The 16,958-nt window shown below is 72.3% G+C and carries 12 protein-coding genes; 2 read left to right on the top strand and 10 right to left on the bottom strand.

Annotated features, from left to right (window positions below):
* Nucleotides 1-95 precede the first annotated feature (95 nt).
* The 5 genes from FH609_RS09315 to FH609_RS09295 all read right to left on the bottom strand — a co-directional run bounded on the left by FH609_RS09315 (nt 96) and on the right by FH609_RS09295 (nt 7,616).
* The gene (locus FH609_RS09315) at nt 96-1,721 is read right to left on the bottom strand and encodes an RNA polymerase sigma factor (protein ID WP_139666937.1); all 1,626 of its coding nucleotides are present in this window, start codon (nt 1,719-1,721) and stop codon (nt 96-98) included.
* Between the two features lie 310 nt (nt 1,722-2,031).
* A complete protein-coding gene (locus FH609_RS09310) occupies nt 2,032-3,006 on the bottom strand; it encodes a FadR/GntR family transcriptional regulator (protein ID WP_139666938.1) in 975 nt (324 codons plus the stop codon).
* A 240-nt stretch (nt 3,007-3,246) separates the two neighbouring features.
* Nucleotides 3,247-5,541, bottom strand: coding sequence for an ATP-binding cassette domain-containing protein (locus FH609_RS09305; protein WP_139666939.1), 2,295 nt, complete (start codon nt 5,539-5,541; stop codon nt 3,247-3,249).
* A 152-nt stretch (nt 5,542-5,693) separates the two neighbouring features.
* A complete protein-coding gene (locus tag FH609_RS09300) occupies nt 5,694-6,434 on the bottom strand; it encodes an NUDIX hydrolase (protein WP_139666940.1) in 741 nt (246 codons plus the stop codon).
* A 27-nt stretch (nt 6,435-6,461) separates the two neighbouring features.
* Nucleotides 6,462-7,616, bottom strand: coding sequence for a DUF4192 domain-containing protein (locus tag FH609_RS09295; protein ID WP_139666941.1), 1,155 nt, complete (start codon nt 7,614-7,616; stop codon nt 6,462-6,464).
* Nucleotides 7,617-7,757: 141 nt separating this feature from the next.
* On the opposite strand from FH609_RS09295, the gene FH609_RS09290 reads away from it, so the two are divergent.
* Nucleotides 7,758-9,953: a RecQ family ATP-dependent DNA helicase gene (locus tag FH609_RS09290; protein WP_139666942.1), complete on the top strand. Its 2,196-nt coding sequence runs from the start codon at nt 7,758-7,760 to the stop codon at nt 9,951-9,953.
* Nucleotides 9,954-9,981: 28 nt separating this feature from the next.
* Here FH609_RS09290 and FH609_RS09285 read toward each other — a convergent pair whose 3' ends face one another.
* The 3 genes from FH609_RS09285 to FH609_RS09275 form a co-directional block, all read right to left on the bottom strand.
* Nucleotides 9,982-10,686 carry a ribonuclease HII gene (locus FH609_RS09285; RefSeq protein ID WP_139666943.1) on the bottom strand — a complete coding sequence of 235 codons (705 nt, stop codon included), beginning with the start codon at nt 10,684-10,686 and terminating at the stop codon, nt 9,982-9,984.
* Between the two features lie 13 nt (nt 10,687-10,699).
* Nucleotides 10,700-11,365 (bottom strand): histidine phosphatase family protein, encoded by a 666-nt coding sequence (locus tag FH609_RS09280; RefSeq protein WP_139666944.1) that lies wholly within the window; start codon nt 11,363-11,365, stop codon nt 10,700-10,702.
* 63 nt (nt 11,366-11,428) lie between these two features.
* Entirely contained in the window at nt 11,429-12,037 is a 609-nt protein-coding gene (locus tag FH609_RS09275; protein WP_139666945.1) for a YdbC family protein, read from the bottom strand.
* 341 nt (nt 12,038-12,378) lie between these two features.
* On the opposite strand from FH609_RS09275, the gene FH609_RS09270 reads away from it, so the two are divergent.
* The gene (locus FH609_RS09270; RefSeq protein ID WP_139666946.1) at nt 12,379-12,903 is read left to right on the top strand and encodes a TerD family protein; all 525 of its coding nucleotides are present in this window, start codon (nt 12,379-12,381) and stop codon (nt 12,901-12,903) included.
* A gap of 183 nt (nt 12,904-13,086) precedes the next feature.
* On the opposite strand, the gene FH609_RS09265 is transcribed toward FH609_RS09270, so the two are convergent.
* A complete protein-coding gene (locus FH609_RS09265; RefSeq protein ID WP_139666947.1) occupies nt 13,087-16,005 on the bottom strand; it encodes a vitamin B12-dependent ribonucleotide reductase in 2,919 nt (972 codons plus the stop codon).
* 102 nt (nt 16,006-16,107) lie between these two features.
* On the bottom strand, nt 16,108-16,620 hold the full coding sequence (nrdR, locus tag FH609_RS09260; RefSeq protein WP_226961520.1) for a transcriptional regulator NrdR: 513 nt from the start codon (nt 16,618-16,620) through the stop codon (nt 16,108-16,110).
* Between the last annotated feature and the right edge of the window lie 338 nt (nt 16,621-16,958).

Raw genomic sequence — 16,958 nt, 5'->3', positions numbered from 1 at the left:
CCCCCCGGGAACGCGCCAGGGCCGGCCCCCCTTCGTGCGGGGCCGGCCCTGGCGCGTCTTCGGAGCCGTGCGCGGAGCGTCGGTCCGCCGGTCCGTCAGTCCAGATAGTCGCGGAGCACCTGGGAACGCGAGGGGTGCCGCAGCTTGGACATCGTCTTGGACTCGATCTGCCGAATGCGCTCCCGGGTGACGCCGTAGACCTTGCCGATCTCGTCCAGCGTCTTCGGCTGCCCGTCGGTCAGGCCGAAGCGCATCGACACCACGCCGGCCTCCCGCTCGCTGAGCGTGTCCAGCACGGAGTGCAGCTGCTCCTGGAGCAGCGTGAAGCTGACCGCGTCGGCCGGCACCACGGCCTCGGAGTCCTCGATCAGGTCGCCGAACTCGCTGTCCCCGTCCTCGCCGAGGGGGGTGTGCAGGGAGATCGGCTCCCGGCCGTACTTCTGGACCTCGACCACCTTCTCGGGGGTCATGTCCAGCTCCTTGGCCAGCTCCTCCGGGGTGGGCTCGCGGCCCAGGTCCTGGAGCATCTGACGCTGCACGCGGGCCAGCTTGTTGATGACCTCCACCATGTGCACCGGGATGCGGATGGTGCGGGCCTGGTCGGCCATGGCGCGGGTGATCGCCTGCCTGATCCACCAGGTCGCGTAGGTCGAGAACTTGTAGCCCTTGGTGTAGTCGAACTTCTCCACCGCGCGGATCAGGCCGAGGTTGCCCTCCTGGATCAGGTCCAGGAACAGCATTCCGCGCCCCGTGTACCGCTTGGCCAGCGAGACCACCAGGCGGAGGTTGGCCTCCAGCAGGTGGTTCTTCGCCCGCCGGCCGTCCTCGGAGATGATCTCCAGCTCGTGCTTGAGCTTTGGCGCGATCTTGTCGGCGCTGGCCAGCTTGTCCTCGGCGAAGAGACCGGCCTCGATCCGCTTGGCCAGCTCGACCTCCTGCTCGGCGTTGAGCAGGGGGACCTTGCCGATCTGCTTGAGGTAGTCCTTGACCGGGTCGGCGGTGGCGCCGGCGGCGGCCACCTGCTGGGCCGGGGCGTCGTCCTCGTCGTCGTCGGAGAGGACGAATCCCTCGTTCTCCTGCTTGCCCTCGGGACCCTCCGCCGGAGCACCGGCGCGGGCGGCGCGCTCGGCCGGCTCGTCGGCGCCGTCCTCCTCGCCCTCGAGGAACTCGTCGACCAGCTCCTTCTTGGACTCGGTCTTCTTGGCGGCAGCCGTCTTCTTGGCCGGCGCCTTCTTGGCGGCGGCCTTCTTGGCCGGGGCCTTCTTCGCGGCGGCCTTCTTCGCCGCCGCCTTCTTGGCCGGCGCCTTCCTGGCCGCCTCGGGGGCGGCCGAGCCGTCGACGGGAGCCGCTGGCTCCGTGGCGACGGGGTCATCGGGAGGGGCCAACGCGGTGGCCTTCTTGACCGGCGCTGTCTTCGCCGCGACCGTCTTGGTCGCGGTGCGCTTGGCCGTCGTCTTCGCGGCGACACTCTTCCTGGTGCGCTTCGGCGCCTCGGCGGCACTCACCATCAGCGTCACGCCCTCCTCGTCGAGGATCTGGTTGAGGCTGCGCAGAACGTTCTTCCACTGGGTTGATGGGATCTGGTCAGCCTCGAAGGCCCGGCGCACATCGTCGCCGGCGATCTGCCCCTCAGCCTTTCCCCGTTCGATGAGCGCCATCACAGAATTGGACTCGGCGATCTCTGCGGGGAGAGTACGGGAAGTGCTGGCCGACACGAACAACCTCTCGGAAACTCTGGGAACGGCTTAGGCCCGCTCGTTGGAAGCGGGGCCACGACCGACGACCGGGGTGTGCCGACGGCCAGTGGCGGTGGAGCCGATGGCCGGACGCTCCGACCACTGCTGCCACCTCTTGGTTCATCGCGCTGCTCCCCGAAGCGTTACGCAGCTTTCACGTGTCCCGAGTCACACCGCACGCTCGACTGTAGCGGGCGAAGGCAAATGCGTCGCCGGAGCCCTGCCTTCAGCGGGCCCGGCGACGCACGCCTCGCGTGTCCTTCCCGGCGCTCGACGAGCCGGACCGAGGCGTGGCTCAGTGCTCGCGGGGGGCGGGAACGACGTGGTCAGCGCCGGGGGCGGGCGGAGCGGTCGGGGCGTCCGAGGAGAAGGTGAGGAGTTGACGCATCGCCGTCTCGGCGGCCGGCGGCTCGCCCGAACCGATGGCGTCGACGATCCTCTGGTGGAGCGCGACCGAGGCGTCGGTGGGGTGTTCGCAGCCGGAGGCGGCGCCGCCGGAGACCTGGAGCGCGGAGGCGACGATGCCGGAGAGGTGCTCCAACATCCGGTTGCCGGCGGACCGCAGGACCAGCGCGTGGAACTCGGCGTCCGCGCGGGAGAAGGTCAACGCGTCGCCCTGGGCCAGGGTGTGGGTCATGATGTCCACCATGTCGCCCAGCCGCTGCTGGACTTCGTCCCCGGTGTCGGCGGCGGCCAGCCGCGCGGCGAGCGGCTCGATGGTCAGCCGCAGCTCACACAGCTCGCGGCGCTGGTCCTCGCGCTGGGGGCCGAACGCGCGCCATTCGATGATGTCGGGGTCGAGGAGATTCCAGTCGCCGACGGGCCGGACGCGGGTGCCGACGTTGGGGCGGGCGCTCACCAGGCCCTTGGCCTCCAGGACGCGCAGCGACTCGCGCACGACGGTGCGGGAGACCTCGAAGCGCTGACCGATCTCCTCGGGGACCAGCGGGCGGTCGGCGCCGAGGTCGCCGGAGACGATCATCTGACCGAGCTGCTGGACGAGTTGGCCGTGCAGGCCACGGCCCCGGTTGCCGGCGGCGCGGCGGCCGAGGCGGCCCATGTCGGAGTCCCCGCTGTCCCAGGCGGGGGCGTTGGTGGTGCGGGCCGAGCCGGTGGACTCGGCGTAGGAGTAGCGGTCGAACTCGCTCGGCCGGCCGGCAGGGCCGGAGTCGGCGGAACGGGTGGCGGTCATCATGGAGTGCGCAAGGGTAGTCACGCCTCCTTTGTCGGCGGCCCCGCTGGGCACCTTGAGGTCTTTGGTGAAAAGCACACGAAAGGGTGATCGGCGACTCCCGCATAATTGACGTCTAACCGGAAGGAAATGGACTCCCTTGTACACAGCGCATCAGCGCATCGGTCTCAGGGCGGCACAGCCGCTCGACCGCCCGCTCCGGCCGCGTTCCCGATCTCGCCCTCCTCGAACCGCCGTTCGCCAACTCCCCTGCGCACACTGAGGAGTTCACGAGGTGCGAGGCGGCGCCCGATCGGTCGCCCGACCGCCTCCGCGGCGCTAGCGCCGACCACCGCGCAGGCTCACCAGCGTGTAGCCGCAGAGCAGGGCGGCGAGGGAGAGGGCCAGGGCCCAGCCGACCGGTTGGGCGGCGAGCCGGACCGAGGCGGCCAACCAACGGTCCAGAGCCGAGAGCACGGGCAGCGTGGTCAGGGCGGTGAGGCGCTCGGGCAGTCCGTGGAGCTCCTGGCCGAGCGGGCTGTTCAGCAGGGCGCGCAGCCCGGGGGTCAGGGCGAGCGGGACCGCGACCACGGCGGCCAGTCCGACCAGCGCGGAACGGAAGACGCCGGCCGCCAACAGTCCGGCCCAGGCGCAGCCGACGGAGAGCGCGGCGATGCCGTGGAAGGCCCCGGCCCAGGCGTCGGGGGTGGGGCCCCTGCTGCCGAGCAGCAGGGTGAGGGCGATGGCGTTGACGGCGACCGCCCCGCCGCAGAGCAGGAGTGTGGCGGCGCCGGAGACGAGCAACTTGCCGGTGAGCAGGGAGAGTCGGCGCGGCACCTGGCGGCTGGCATGGGCCAGCGCCGGGTAGCGGAACTCCTGCCCGAAGGCGAGCGCCCCCAGCAGCCCGGCCGCGATGGCGGCGGGCGGCAGCGGCAGGGGCTCCGCCCAGCCGGTGAGCACGCGCTCGGCGGGGTGGGCGCCGGCCCAGGCGAGGGCGACGGCCGAACCCAGGCCGGCGAGCAGCGCCAGGGCCATGGCCCACCAGTTGGTGCCGACGCCCGACCAGCGGCGCAGCTCGTAGCGGAGCGGCCAACTCGGGCCGGGCGGCGGCAGGGCCGGGAGCGGCGGCGGCAGCCCGGGGCGGGCGGCCTGCCGCGCGCCGCGCGCCGGCGCGCCGATCACGGCGGGCGCCGCGTCGGGGCGGGCCGCGCGGTCGGCGGCGGGCGCCTCCTCGGGCGCGGGGGGCGGGAGGGTGTCAACGGCCGTGCCGGCGGGGGCCGGCGGGGGCGCGAGGGTGGACCGAGCCATGCCGGCCGCCGCCCCGATCGCGGTGGTGGCGGTAGCGGTAGGAGCGGTGGTGGCGGTGGTCGCGGCCCCAACTCGCGCCCTGCCCTCGGCTGTTCCCCGTTCGGCGCCCTCCGCCGTGCCCGACTTCCCGCTCCGGTCCGTGTCGGTCTCCCGCGTCCTCTCCGTGTTCTCCGCCGCGCTCCTGGCCGTGTTCTCGTGGGTGGTTCTCCGGCCGGTCTCCTCTCGGTGCTCGTTGCCGCCTTCGCTGCCGACCCCGGCGGTTCGCCGTCGGCCGTCCCCTTCGAGCGGGGCGGGGCGCGCTTCTGCCGCCGGCCCGCCCGTGGCGGCGAGGGCGGCCGGCGCGGCCGCCGCCCCGGCGAGCACCACGGTGGCGGCCGACTCCTCGGACCTTCGGGCGTTCCCGACCGTGGCCTGACGGCCGTCGGCCCGGTGCAGCGGGCCGGTAGGCGAGCGGTCGCCCACGTCCCCGATCTCGTCGGCGAGTTGATGGACCACGATCCGGTGCTGATGCGCGATCTCGCCCACGGTGGCGAGGTCGCTCCCGTAGACGGAGAGCCGGTTGCCCGCCTCGTGCACCACCTCGACCGGGGCCGTCGCCCGCAGCCGGTGCTGAAGCACCGTGGCCAACCGCTCGGCGTGCGGCGTGCGCACCGCCACCCGGGGGCGCAGCCGGGTCCGGCGGAAGTCGGCGACCCGCTGGTCCGCCAGCAGCCGGCCCGCGTCGACGCTCACCACGCGGTCGGCGACCCTCGCCGTCTCCATGGCGTCGGTCGCGGTCAGCAGGACCGTCCCGCCCTGCTCGGCGTACCCCCGCAACAGGCCGTGCAGCCACGCCCGTTCGCGCGGGGAGAGACCGGCGTCCGGCTCGTCCAGAACCAGCGTGTGCGGGTCCCCGAGCAGGGCGACCGCGAGGCCGAGCCTGCGGTCCATCCCCCGGGAGAACCGACCGAGCCGCTGGTTGGCGAGCCCGGTGAGGCCCACGACCTCCATCACCTCGTCCGCCCGCTCGGCCGGGACGCCGGCGGCCGCCGCCAGCATCCGCAGGTGCCCCAGGGCCGAACGCCTCGGGTGGCCGGGCACGTCGCCGAGCAGCGTGCCGATCTCCCGCTGGGGATGGGGCATTCGGGACAGTGGACGGCCTCGGAAGAGCGCCACTCCACGCCCCGGGGTCAGCTGGAGCATCAGCCGCAGGGCGGTCGACTTGCCGGCCCCCGAGGGGCCCAGCAGGACGGTGACGGCTCCTGGACTGGCTTCGAAGGTGAGATCGTCAACGGCGGGCGGCCTGCCGCGCCGCGACGCACTGGTGAGTCCGATGGCCTGGATCATCGATTCTCCCGTTGATCGCGCACTCTGCACCATAACGGGACATATCGGAATAACGAGGCAACTCACCCGGGGCTGTCGGCTCCTCGCCGGGAACCGGTTCCGGATGTCGTCGCGCGATCACCAACCTCTCGACGTCGGGAGCGAAACGGTGGTCAGGCCTCGGGGCGCAGCATCGGCGGATTCAACGCGCTGGCCCCGCCGGCGCGGAAGAGCTGGGCCGGCCGGCCACCCTGCCGGGTCGTGGTGCCGCCGACCGGAACCAGGAAGCCAGGCGTCCCCGTCACCTTGCGGTGGAAGTTGCGCGGGTCCAGGGGCACTCCCCAGACCGCCTCGTAGACCCTGCGCAACTCCCCGACCGTGAACTCCGGCGGGCAGAACGCCGCCGCTAGGGACGAGTACTCGATCTTCGAACGTGCGCGCTCGACCCCGTCGGCCAGGATGCGGGCGTGGTCGAAGGCCAGAACCTCATCGGGCTCGCCCTCGGCACCCCCCAACAGCTCGCTGGTCGGCCACCACTGGGCGCTCCCCGCGTCCCCACCGGCGGTGGGCGTCGGCAGATCCGGCGCCAACACCAGGTGGGCCACGCTGACCACCCGCATCCGCGGATCGCGCGCCGGCTCCCCGTAGGTCGCCAACTGCTCCAGGTGCGCGCCCGCGTGCCAGCTGCCGGCGTCCTGCGTGCGCAGCCCCGTCTCCTCCGCCAGCTCCCGGGCGGCGGCGGACGCCAGGTCCTCGTCAGCCCGAACAAAACCGCCAGGAAGTGCCCACTGCCCGCGATAAGGGTCCTCACCGCGTCGCACCAGGAGCGCGCAGAGCGCGTGCCGCCGGACGGTGAGCACGACCAGATCGACGGTGACGGCGAACGGCGGAAACTCCGACGGGTCGTAGGGCATGTCGTGATCATAGGTGCCCCATCAGGCTCACCGGGCCCGATGTGCGGCCCACTGCCGCCGCAGACTGGCGCGCAGCGGCTCGGGGTCGATCTCGTCGTTGCACGCCTGGTACAGCAGGCGCGCGAAGACGTACTCGGGGTCGAGATCCAGGGCCCTGGCCAGCGAGACGCGGGCGCCCACGTCGTCGCCCGTCGACCAGCACACCCAGCCGGCGAGCGTGAGCGGGGCGGCGGCGTGCGCCTCGAACGTCCCCACGCAGCGCCGGGCGAGGGCCCGCCACAGCCGCAGGGCGATCTGGGCGTCCGGCCCCTCCATCCAGCCGGCGGCGATGTCCCTGGTCATCCGGTCCTGGAGCCCGACGACCACGCGCGCCGCCTCGGCGGAGGTGAGCAACGCGTCGTCCCGCGCGTCGGCGGCCGAGGGCTCCGGGTCCCTCGGGGCCGGCACCCGCCGGAAGCGGTCGAGCAGCCGGTCGATCAGGTGCACCATCTCGTCCCTGACGCGGTCCTGTTCGAGGCGCGGGCCCACCATGCGCGGCGCGAGCCCGGCGACCGCCTCGTCCAGACCTCGCTCCTGCTGGACGGCCACCTCTCCGTCCAGGGGGATCAGGCGCTGCCTCATGTCCCTGAGCGAGCCCCGCACATGGAGTCCCGCGTAGGTGGCGGCCGCCGCCATCGGCGAACTGCCGACCCGGGGCAGGACGCTCATCTCCTCGCCCTCGATGCGGCCCTGGGGCGCGGAATAGGACAGGAAGCGCTCCCGGGAGAGGTAGAGCGCCTCGTAGACCGGCACGTCCAGCTCGCCGCAGGCCGTGCGCACGAGCTGGGCGAGCGGGCGGAGACGTTCGGCGGCCTCCCGGGGCTCGCCGCCCTCGGGCGGGTCCTGGCAGAGATAGAGGACCGCCGCGTCCGGCCGGGCTCCTCGCGACGAACTGCTGTCGACCAGGCAGCCGGCCAACTGGCGCGCCGCCTCGGGCCAGTTCGCCTCGCTCTCGGGGATTCCGGTCCTGATGCGGCCGCCCAGCCTGCCCTGCGGGCCGTGCAGGCCGAGCAGGACGATGGAGTCGTCCGGGTGGTAGCCGAGCAGGTACGGCAGCGCGTCCGCCAGGTCGGCGGGGCCGCTGAGGGTGACGCGGTTGTCGGTGACGGTCAGTGGCGTGATGGATTCGCTGTGTTGAGTCATGAAGGCAGAGTGCCTGGTCCCGACGACATCGTGCCGGCTTCTGTCCACAGGTCCGCGCGTCCGTCATACAGGTCATATGAATCGCGGGTTATCCACAGGGCCCATTCGCCAAGTCCTCGCCCATCCGCTTGCATGGACGCCATGTCCGACCAGACCAGGGGGAACACCCCGCCCGCAGAGTCCGCCACCAGCGACGAGCTGCGCACCGCCGCCGACGCGGTGCTCGCCCGGCTGATCGGTGACGAGGCCGCCCGGCTCCGCCCCGACCAGTGGCGCGCCATCGAGGCCCTGGTGGCCGACCGGCGCCGGGCTCTGGTGGTGCAGCGCACCGGCTGGGGCAAGTCCGCCGTCTACTTCGTGGCGACCGCCCTGCTACGAGAGCGCGGGGCCGGGCCCACGGTGATCGTCTCGCCGCTGCTCGCCCTGATGCGCAACCAGATCGCGGCCGCCGAGCGCGCCGGCATCGAGGCCCGCACGATCAACTCGGCCAACCCCGAGCAGTGGGACATCGTCCGCCAGGAGATCGCGGCCGGGTCCGTCGACGTCCTGCTGGTCTCGCCCGAGCGCCTCAACAACCCGGACTTCAGGGACGGAGTGCTCCCCCAGCTCGCCGCCACCGCCGGCCTGTTGGTGGTGGACGAGGCGCACTGCATCTCCGACTGGGGCCACGACTTCCGCCCCGACTACCGTCGGCTGCGCACCATGCTCGGCGAACTCCCGGCCGGCGTCCCGGTGTTGGCCACCACCGCGACGGCCAACGCCCGAGTCACCTCGGACGTCGCCGAGCAGCTGGGCACGGGTGACGCGGACGCCGGGACGCTGGTGCTCCGGGGCCCGCTGGACCGCACCAGCCTGCGGCTGTCCGTCCTGCGCCTGCCGGACGCCGCGCACCGACTGGCCTGGCTCGACGACCATCTGGCGGACTTCCCCGGCTCCGGGATCATCTACACGCTGACGGTCGCGGCCGCCGAGGAGGTGGCCTCGCACCTCTCCGCCCGGGGCCACCGGGTCGCCGCCTACACCGGGCGCACCGAGCCCGCCGAGCGTGCGGCGGCCGAGGACGACCTGCTGGCCAACCGGGTCAAGGCCCTGGTGGCCACGTCGGCGCTCGGCATGGGCTTCGACAAGCCCGACCTCGGCTTCGTGATCCATGTGGGCTCCCCGTCCTCCCCCATCGCCTACTACCAGCAGGTCGGCCGGGCCGGCCGAGGGCTGGAGCACGCGGAGGTGCTGCTGCTGCCGGGCCCCGAGGACGAGGCGATCTGGCGGTACTTCGGGTCCCTGGCCTTCCCGCCCGAGGACCAGGTGCGGCACACCCTCGCGGTGTTGGCCGCCAACGAGGGCCCGCTCTCCCTGCCCGCCCTGGAGGCCAGGGTCGAGCTGCGGCGTTCACGCCTGGAGATGATGCTCAAGGTGCTCGACGTGGACGGCGCGGTCCGGCGGGTGCGCGGCGGCTGGGTCGCGACGGGCGCGCCCTGGCGCTATGACGCCGAGCGGTACGCCTGGGTGGCCCGCCAGCGCGAGGCCGAGCAGGAGGCCATGCGCGACTACGCCGCCACCGGCGACTGCCGGATGGAGCTGCTGCGCCGCGCGCTGGACGACGAGGAGGCCAGGCCGTGCGGCCGGTGTGACAACTGCACCGACATGGGCTTCGACGCCCAGGTCACGCCGGCGGCCCTGGAGGCCGCCCGGGGCGAGCTGACCCGCCCCGGCGTCCCCGTGGAGCCGCGCCGCATGTGGCCCAGCGGCCTGCCGGCCACGGGAGTTGAGCTGAAGGGGCGCATTCCGGCGGGCGAGCAGGCGGAGACCGGGCGGGCCCTCGGCCGGCTCTCGGACATCGGCTGGGGTGACCGGCTGCGCCCCCTGCTCAGCCCGGAGTCCGTGGACGGCGAGGTGCCGGAGGATGTCCTCGACGCCGTGGTGGCGGTGCTGGCCGACTGGGCGCGAGGGCCAGGCGGCTGGGCCTCGGGCGCCCCCGACGCCCCGCCCCGCCCGGTGGGCGTCGTGTTCGTCGCCTCCACGAGCCGGCCCCGGCTGGTGACCTCGCTGGCCGAGGGCATCTCCCGGGTCGGCCGGATGCCCCTGTTGGGCTCGGTGAGCACCGCGCGGCACGACCGCCGTCCAGGGCCGAGCAACAGCGCGCGCAGGGTGCACGCGCTGCACGGCGCGCTGGAGTTGGCTCCGGAGCTGGCCGAGGCGGTCAAGACGCACCCGGGCCCGCTGCTGCTGGTGGACGACTTCACCGACTCCGGATGGACCCTGGCGCTGTCGGCCAGGCTTCTGCGGGCCACCGGGGCCGAGCGTGTCCTCCCCCTGGTGCTGGCGGTGCGGGGATGACGCCGGCGGGCCGGTCGCGGCCGGCGGATCAGAAGATGCCGAGCTGGCCGCTGTCCTCCAGGGACTCCTCGGCCAGGGCGTCCCGGTGGGAGGGGAGCTTCAGATGGCGCCAGCGCGGCAGCGCGTCCAGGTACGCCCAGGTGAGCCGGTGGTGCTCGGTCGGGCCCAGTTCCTCCAGGGCCGCGCGATGCGTCGGCGAGGGGTAGCCCGCGTTGGTGTCGAACCCGTACGCCGGGTGATCGGCGGCGAGTTCGGCCACCAGGGCGTCACGGTGCACCTTGGCGATCACGGACGCCGCCGCGACCGCCACACAAGACTGGTCGCCCTTGATCACCGTGCGGACGTTCCACGGCGCGCCCAGGTAGTCGTGCTTGCCGTCGAGGATCACCGCGTCCGGGCGCTCCGGCAGGCCCTCCAGGGCTCGGGCCGCCGCCAGGCGGAGCGCGGCGGTCATCCCCAGCTGGTCGATCTCCCGGGGCGAGGCGTGCCCCAACGCGTGATGGGTGACCCACCCGGTCAGAACCTCGGCAAGTGCCGTGCGCCTCAGCGGAGTCAGCAGCTTGGAGTCGGTGAGCCCCTCCGGCGGCCGGCGCAGACCCGTCACGGCGGCGCAGACGGTCACCGGCCCGGCCCAGGCCCCACGGCCGACCTCGTCGACGCCCGCGACGAGTCGGGCCCCGGTGGTGGCGCGGATCGAGCGCTCGACGCGGTGGGTGGGCGGTTGGATCGGCATGGCGGCGTCCACCCTACGCGCACCAACCCTGGAAGGGCCGCTCGGGTGTGTGCCAACGCTCGAACGGCCGGTCCAGGTGGTAGCGGCCGTCCGCGCCGAGCACCAACTGCCGGGTCTCCCCGTTGCCCGGGTTGGACAGCGACTCGAACTCGGCGACCGTCCAGTGCAACCACCGCATACAGAACAGCCGCATGGTCAGCCCGTGCGTCAACAGCAGCACGTTCGGCGGGTGGTCCGGCTCGTCGAAGCTGCGCCACAGGCTCTCCAGGAACGCTCCCACCCGGTCGTAGACATCGGCCCCCGACTCGCCCTGCGCGAAGCGGTAGAAGAAGTGCCCGTAGGCGTTCCTCGCCCGCTTCTGGCGCTCGACATCCGCCCAGTCCTGCCAGTTCCCCCAGTCCTGCTCCCGGAGCCTCGGCTCCTCCCTGACCCTCGTCCGAGCCGGATCGAGGCCCAACGCCTGGAAGGTCTGATGCGTACGTCGATAAGGAGACACGTAGACGGAGATGCGCTCCTCGCCGATCGTCTCGCGCAGGCGCTCTCCCGCCTCCTTGGCCTGGCGCTGGCCCCGTTCCGTCAGCTCCAGCGCATGGTCGGGCGTGTGCTGGTACACGGAGTCGTCGTGGTTCCCCTGCGACTCTCCGTGCCGCATGAGGATGATGCGCCGGGGCTGTGGCATGGCGCCCACCCTAGTTCGCGCGCCCCCCGCGCACCGAGTCGTACGCCGCCGAGGGGGCGCGGATCACACCGTCCAGGACGGTTCCATGTCGATCACGTCTCCGGTGATCGCGGCGATGTCGGCGCCGGTCTGGGCGCGCAGGGCCAGCCGTTCCACCCGTTCCGTGCGGTACTTGGCGCGCTCGGCGGCCGACTTCCACATGGAGAGGACGAGGAACTCGCAGCCCGACTCGGCCTGGGCGAAGACGCCCCGCAGCATCCCGGGAGAGCCGGCCATGGCCGGGTTCCAGACCTTCTCCTGCATCAGCGCGAAGTGCTCGGCCCGGTCCTCGTGCACCTTGGTGTGCGCGACCCGCAGCAGGTCGGCGTCGTGGAACCGGGGCTCGAAGCCCATCTTCACGTCGAACCGGTACTCGAAGAGCCGGACCCGGGGGTCCTGGAAGCTGCCCTGCTGGGCGGCGGCGAGCCGGTCATGGGAGCGCGCCATGAAGGAGTCGTAGAACGCCCGGCTCTCCCAGAAGCTGAAGAGGTGGATCACCCCGGGTTGGGAACGGCTCCAGCCTCCGCCCTGGGCTCGAAACCCGGGCTCGCCGAGAAGGCCGGCCCACTTCCGCTGCCCGCGATCAAAGCCGACCCGGTCAACCACGGCACAACGAATCCACTTGACCAGCACCGCGCCATCGTAAGGCCAACGGCCGGACGGGACGCAGGGGTTCCGCGATCACGCACCCGGGCGCGCCCGGTCGGCCCGGCGGCGCCGCGCGGCCGGCGACGGGTGCGGGCGGCCGGCCAACGCCCGCCGGCCCGCCGGGGGTTGCCCCGCCGACCGGCCGACCGTGCCCGAGACGGGCCCTCTGACCAGGCCCGCTCGCCCCCGCGTCGCCGCCTGGCTCAACATCAACCCACCTCACCGGGCCGGGGGTTAGCGGTCGCGGCGAGGGGTGAGAATGGTCGTGCCGGGAGTCCGCGCCGCAGTTCGGCGTGGCTTCTTCACCCGCATGGAAGGGATGTCTGGTGAGCCCGTTCAGCAAAGGGATCGAGACGGCCGAGGTCACCCTCCGTTGGGACCCGAGCCCCGCCGACGCCCCACCCCACGACCTCGACCTGATCGCCGCCACCTACGAGGGCGAGGCGCCGCACGGCCGCCCGGTCTATCTCGTGCACTTCGACAGCAGGTCTCCCGACGGCACCATCACCCTCACCCGGGAGAGCGAGACGGGGCAGGGCTTCGGCACCGACGAGGCGCTCAAGCTCGAACTCGACCGGCTGGCCGACTCCTTCACCAGGGTGGTGGTGGGCGTCGCCATCCAGCAGCGGCACGGCCGCCGCACGTTCGGCGAGATCTCCCGGACGTCCATCAAGATCACCGAGGGCTACACCACGCTGGCGGAGGACGACCTGTCCTCGGTGTCCGGAGCGACGGCGGCCACGGTGGCCGAGTTCACCAGGGACGAGGCAGGGAACTGGCGTTTCCACAAGGCGCTCCGGGGCTTCGACATCGACCCCGAGGAGTTCACCGCGACCATGGGCGACGCCTGACCCGGGCCGCAGCCCCGCACCCACCCACCCACCCGCCCGTCACGCCCGCGGCGGCGCGGCCGGCGCCCCGAGCCGCACCCGCCCGCCCGCTCCAAGTCCCCGACGCGCCGGGGGCGGTGACACCGCGCGAACGGTGCCACCGCCCCCGGGCGGGCACGTCACGGCCGGGCCGCGACGCTCAACTCAGCTGCATCCGCTGGTGGAGCCGCACCCCTCGCAGAGGTAGCAGCTGCCGGCCCGGCGCATCTTGGTGCCGCAGGAGAGGCACAGCGGAGCGTCGGCGTTGAGGCCGAGCTGCATCTCCGCCAGCTCCGTCGAGCTGTGCGCCTCCCTGGGCGCCGGCCGTTCCGACTCCGCCGGACGCGAGGCGCCGGCCGCCGGCGCGGCCTCCTCCCGCGCGGCTCCCTCTCGCGCCGGACCCGGCTGGGTCTGCCGGGGCGCGGACTGGGAGAGCCCCTCGACGTCCAGTTCGTCGTCGCCCGGCTCGTAGGAGCCGGTCTCCAGGTGCCGCTGCCGCTCCGTCGCCGTGTGGATGCCCAGCGCCGAACGCGTCTCGAACGGCAGGAAGTCCAGCGCCAGCCGGCGGAAGATGTAGTCCACGATGGACTGCGCCATCCGCACGTCCTGGTCGTCCGTCATGCCGGCCGGCTCGAAGCGCATGTTGGTGAACTTCGAGACATAGGTCTCCAGCGGCACCCCGTACTGGAGCCCGACCGAGACCGCGATCGAGAAGGCGTCCATCATGCCGGCGAGGGTCGAGCCCTGCTTCGACATCTTCAGGAAGACCTCGCCGAGGCCGTCATCCGGGTAGGAGTTGGCCGTCATGTACCCCTCGGCGCCGCCCACCGTGAACGAGGTGGTGATCCCCGGCCGGCCCTTCGGCAGCCGCCGCCGCACCGGCCGGTACTCGATCACGCGCTCCGGCTCGGCCGCGGCATCGGCCGACTGACCGCTCTTCTCCGCGTCCTTGGTCTTCGCGGAGAGCGGCTGCCCGACCTTGCTGTTCTCGACGTACACGGCCAGGGCCTTGACGCCCAGCTTCCAGCCCTGGTGATAGATCTCCGCGACGTCGTCCACCGTGCTGGTGCTCGGCATGTTGACCGTCTTGGAGATGGCGCCGCTCAGGAACGGCTGCGCCGCCGCCATCATCCGCACGTGCCCCATCGGCGCGATCGACCGCTCGCCCATGGCGCAGTCGAAGACCTCGTAGTGCTCGTGCTTCAGCCCCGGCGCGTCCACGACGTTGCCGTGCTCGGCGATGTGGGCGACGATCGCCTCCACCTGCTCCGGCTGGTACCCCAGGCGCTTGAGCGCCTTGGGCACGGTGTTGTTGACGATCTGCATGGAGCCGCCGCCGACCAGCTTCTTGTACTTGACCAGCGCCAGGTCGGGCTCCACACCGGTGGTGTCGCAGTCCATCATCAGGCCGATGGTGCCGGTCGGCGCCAGCACGGAAGCCTGCGCGTTGCGGAAACCGTGCTTGTCGCCGAGCCGCAGCACGTCCTGCCACGCCTCGGTGGCGGCGGCCCACACCGGGGTGTCCAGGTCGTCGATCCGCTGCGCGGTGTCGTTGGCCTCCGCGTGCTGGCGCATCACGCGCCGGTGGGCGTCGGAGTTGCGGGCGAAGCCCTCGTACGGGCCCACGACGCCGGCCAGTTCGGCCGAGCGCCGGTAGGAGGTCCCGGTCATCAGCGAGGTGATCGCGCCCGCCAGGGCCCGGCCGCCGTCGGAGTCGTAGGCGTGCCCGGTGGCCATCAGCAGCGCGCCCAGGTTGGCGTAGCCGATGCCCAGCTGGCGGAAGGCGCGGGTGGTCTCGCCGATCTTCTCGGTGGGGAAGTCGGCGAAGCTGATGGAGATGTCCATCGCCGTGATGACCAGCTCCACCACCTTGGCGAAGCGCACGGCGTCGAACGACTGGTTGCCCTCGTCGTCGTCGGAGAGGAACTTCATCAGGTTCAACGAGGCGAGGTTGCACGAGGAGTTGTCCAGGTGCATGTACTCGCTGCACGGGTTGGAGGCGCTGATCCGACCCGACTCCGGCGAGGTGTGCCAGTGGTTGATGGTGTCGTCGTACTGGATGCCCGGGTCGGCGCAGGCGTGGGCCGCCTCGGCCATCTTCCGGAAGAGCTTCCTCGCGTCCACCCGCTCGATGATCTCGCCGGTGGTCCTGGCGCGCAGCCCGAAGGACTCGCCGGCCTCGACCGCCCGCATGAACGCGTCGTTGACGCGCACCGAGTTGTTGGCGTTCTGGTACTGCACGGAGGTGATGTCGTCGCCCCCGAGGTCCATGTCGAAGCCCGCGTCCCGCAGGGCGCGGATCTTCTCCTCCTCCTTGACCTTGGTCTCGATGAACGCCTCGACGTCCGGGTGGTCCACGTCGAGCACCACCATCTTGGCGGCGCGGCGGGTGGCCCCGCCCGACTTGATGGTGCCGGCGGAGGCGTCGGCGCCGCGCATGAACGAGACCGGCCCCGAGGCGTTGCCGCCCGAGGAGAGCAGCTCCTTGGAGGACCTGATGCGGGAGAGGTTGAGCCCGGCGCCCGAGCCGCCCTTGAAGATCATCCCCTCCTCCTTGTACCAGTCGAGGATCGACTCCATGGAGTCCTCGACGGAGAGGATGAAACAGGCGCTGACCTGCTGCGGCTGGGCCGTTCCCACGTTGAACCAGACCGGCGAGTTGAAGCTGAAGATCTGGTGCAACAGGGCGTAGGTCAGCTCGTGTTCGAAGATCTCGGCGTCGGCCGGGGAGGCGAAGTAGCCGAACTTCTCGCCGGCGGCACGGTAGGTGCGCACCACGCGGTCGATCAGCTGCTTGAGTCCGGTCTCCCGTTGCGGGGTGCCGACGGCGCCCCGGAAGTACTTGCTGGTGACGATGTTGACCGCGTTCACCGACCAGAAGTCGGGGAACTCGACGCCTCGTTGCTCGAAGTTGATCGAGCCGTCGCGCCAGTTGGTCATGACGACGTCTCGACGCTCCCAGACCACCTCGTCATAGGGGTGCACCCCCGGGGTGGTGTGGACGCGTTCGATCCGCAGCCCCTTGGCGCCCTTGCCGCCCTTGGCGCGTGAGCCACGTGCCGGACCGCTCGTCGTCTCAGTCATTCCGCCTCCCTGTTCGGGCATGACACCCTGATGTGCTCGGCCCAGGGCCGAGTCACCCGTGCTGTTCTGAACTGTTGGCCGGCGCGCGGCTGTGCGCGTCGGTCAGGTCTTGTCGGCGACGCCGCTCTGTTCGGCGTCCTCGGGGGGCCGCTGGCGCGGCGGCCCGTCGGCGGCGCCCTCGCGCAACTCGGCGATGGCGGACTCGAAGTCCTCCAGCGACTCGAACGCCCGGTAGACGGACGCGAATCGGAGATAGGCCACCAGATCCAGCTCGCGGAGCGGGCCGAGTATCGCCAGGCCCACGTCGTGGGTGGACAGCTCGGCGCTGCCGGTGGCGCGCACGGCCTCCTCGACCCGCTGGCCGAGCAGGGCCAGCGCGTCCTCGGTCACGGGACGCCCCTGGCACGCCTTGCGCACGCCGGAGATCACCTTGTCCCGGCTGAAGGGCTCGGTGACGCCGCTGCGCTTGATCACCATCAGTGAGGCGGTCTCCACCGTGGTGAAGCGGCGGGAGCAGCTCGGACACTGGCGGCGGCGGCGGATCAGCGTGCCGTCGTCGGCGGTGCGGCTGTCAACGACGCGGCTGTCGGAGTGGCGACAGAAGGGACAGTGCATGGCCTTCTCCCCTCTCCCTCCTGGTGACGCGGCGTAGTGGCGCGCGGCATCGCGAAATGACGGCATCGACGGCAGCACTCGGCACGGCCGCCGAGGCGGGCCCGTCGAGGCACTGCCAAGCATAGGCGATAACCCCGGCCCGCGAAGACCCGAGACCACAATTTGTGGGATCGCCGAGCCCATCCCACCACTAGATCTGGTGTTGGGCTGTCAACATCATCCGCGCGCGTGTCGCGGGCGGGAACCGGGCGCGAAGGCCGGACGGGGGCACCCGACGGCCGGGACCGGCCGCTTGCCGGAAGGGAGGTTATCGCACCGCCCGGTTACCGTTCGCACCC

The organism is Streptomyces sp. 3MP-14 (assembly GCF_006334905.2).
Taxonomy (GTDB): Bacteria; Actinomycetota; Actinomycetes; order Streptomycetales; family Streptomycetaceae; genus Streptomyces; species Streptomyces triticirhizae.
The sequence above is the reverse complement of the archived record's forward strand: the minus strand, read 5'-3'. Positions and strand labels throughout refer to the sequence as shown.

Coding starts and splice junctions, on each gene's coding strand:
- FH609_RS09305 (WP_139666939.1), bottom strand. CDS start 5,541: ATGATCCAGGCCATCGGACTCACCAGTGCGTCGCGGCGCGGCAGGCCG.
- FH609_RS09265 (WP_139666947.1), bottom strand. CDS start 16,005: ATGACTGAGACGACGAGCGGTCCGGCACGTGGCTCACGCGCCAAGGGC.
- FH609_RS09300 (WP_139666940.1), bottom strand. CDS start 6,434: ATGCCCTACGACCCGTCGGAGTTTCCGCCGTTCGCCGTCACCGTCGAT.
- nrdR (WP_226961520.1), bottom strand. CDS start 16,620: ATGCACTGTCCCTTCTGTCGCCACTCCGACAGCCGCGTCGTTGACAGC.
- FH609_RS09285 (WP_139666943.1), bottom strand. CDS start 10,686: ATGCCGATCCAACCGCCCACCCACCGCGTCGAGCGCTCGATCCGCGCC.
- FH609_RS09290 (WP_139666942.1), top strand. CDS start 7,758: ATGTCCGACCAGACCAGGGGGAACACCCCGCCCGCAGAGTCCGCCACC.
- FH609_RS09295 (WP_139666941.1), bottom strand. CDS start 7,616: ATGACTCAACACAGCGAATCCATCACGCCACTGACCGTCACCGACAAC.
- FH609_RS09280 (WP_139666944.1), bottom strand. CDS start 11,365: ATGCCACAGCCCCGGCGCATCATCCTCATGCGGCACGGAGAGTCGCAG.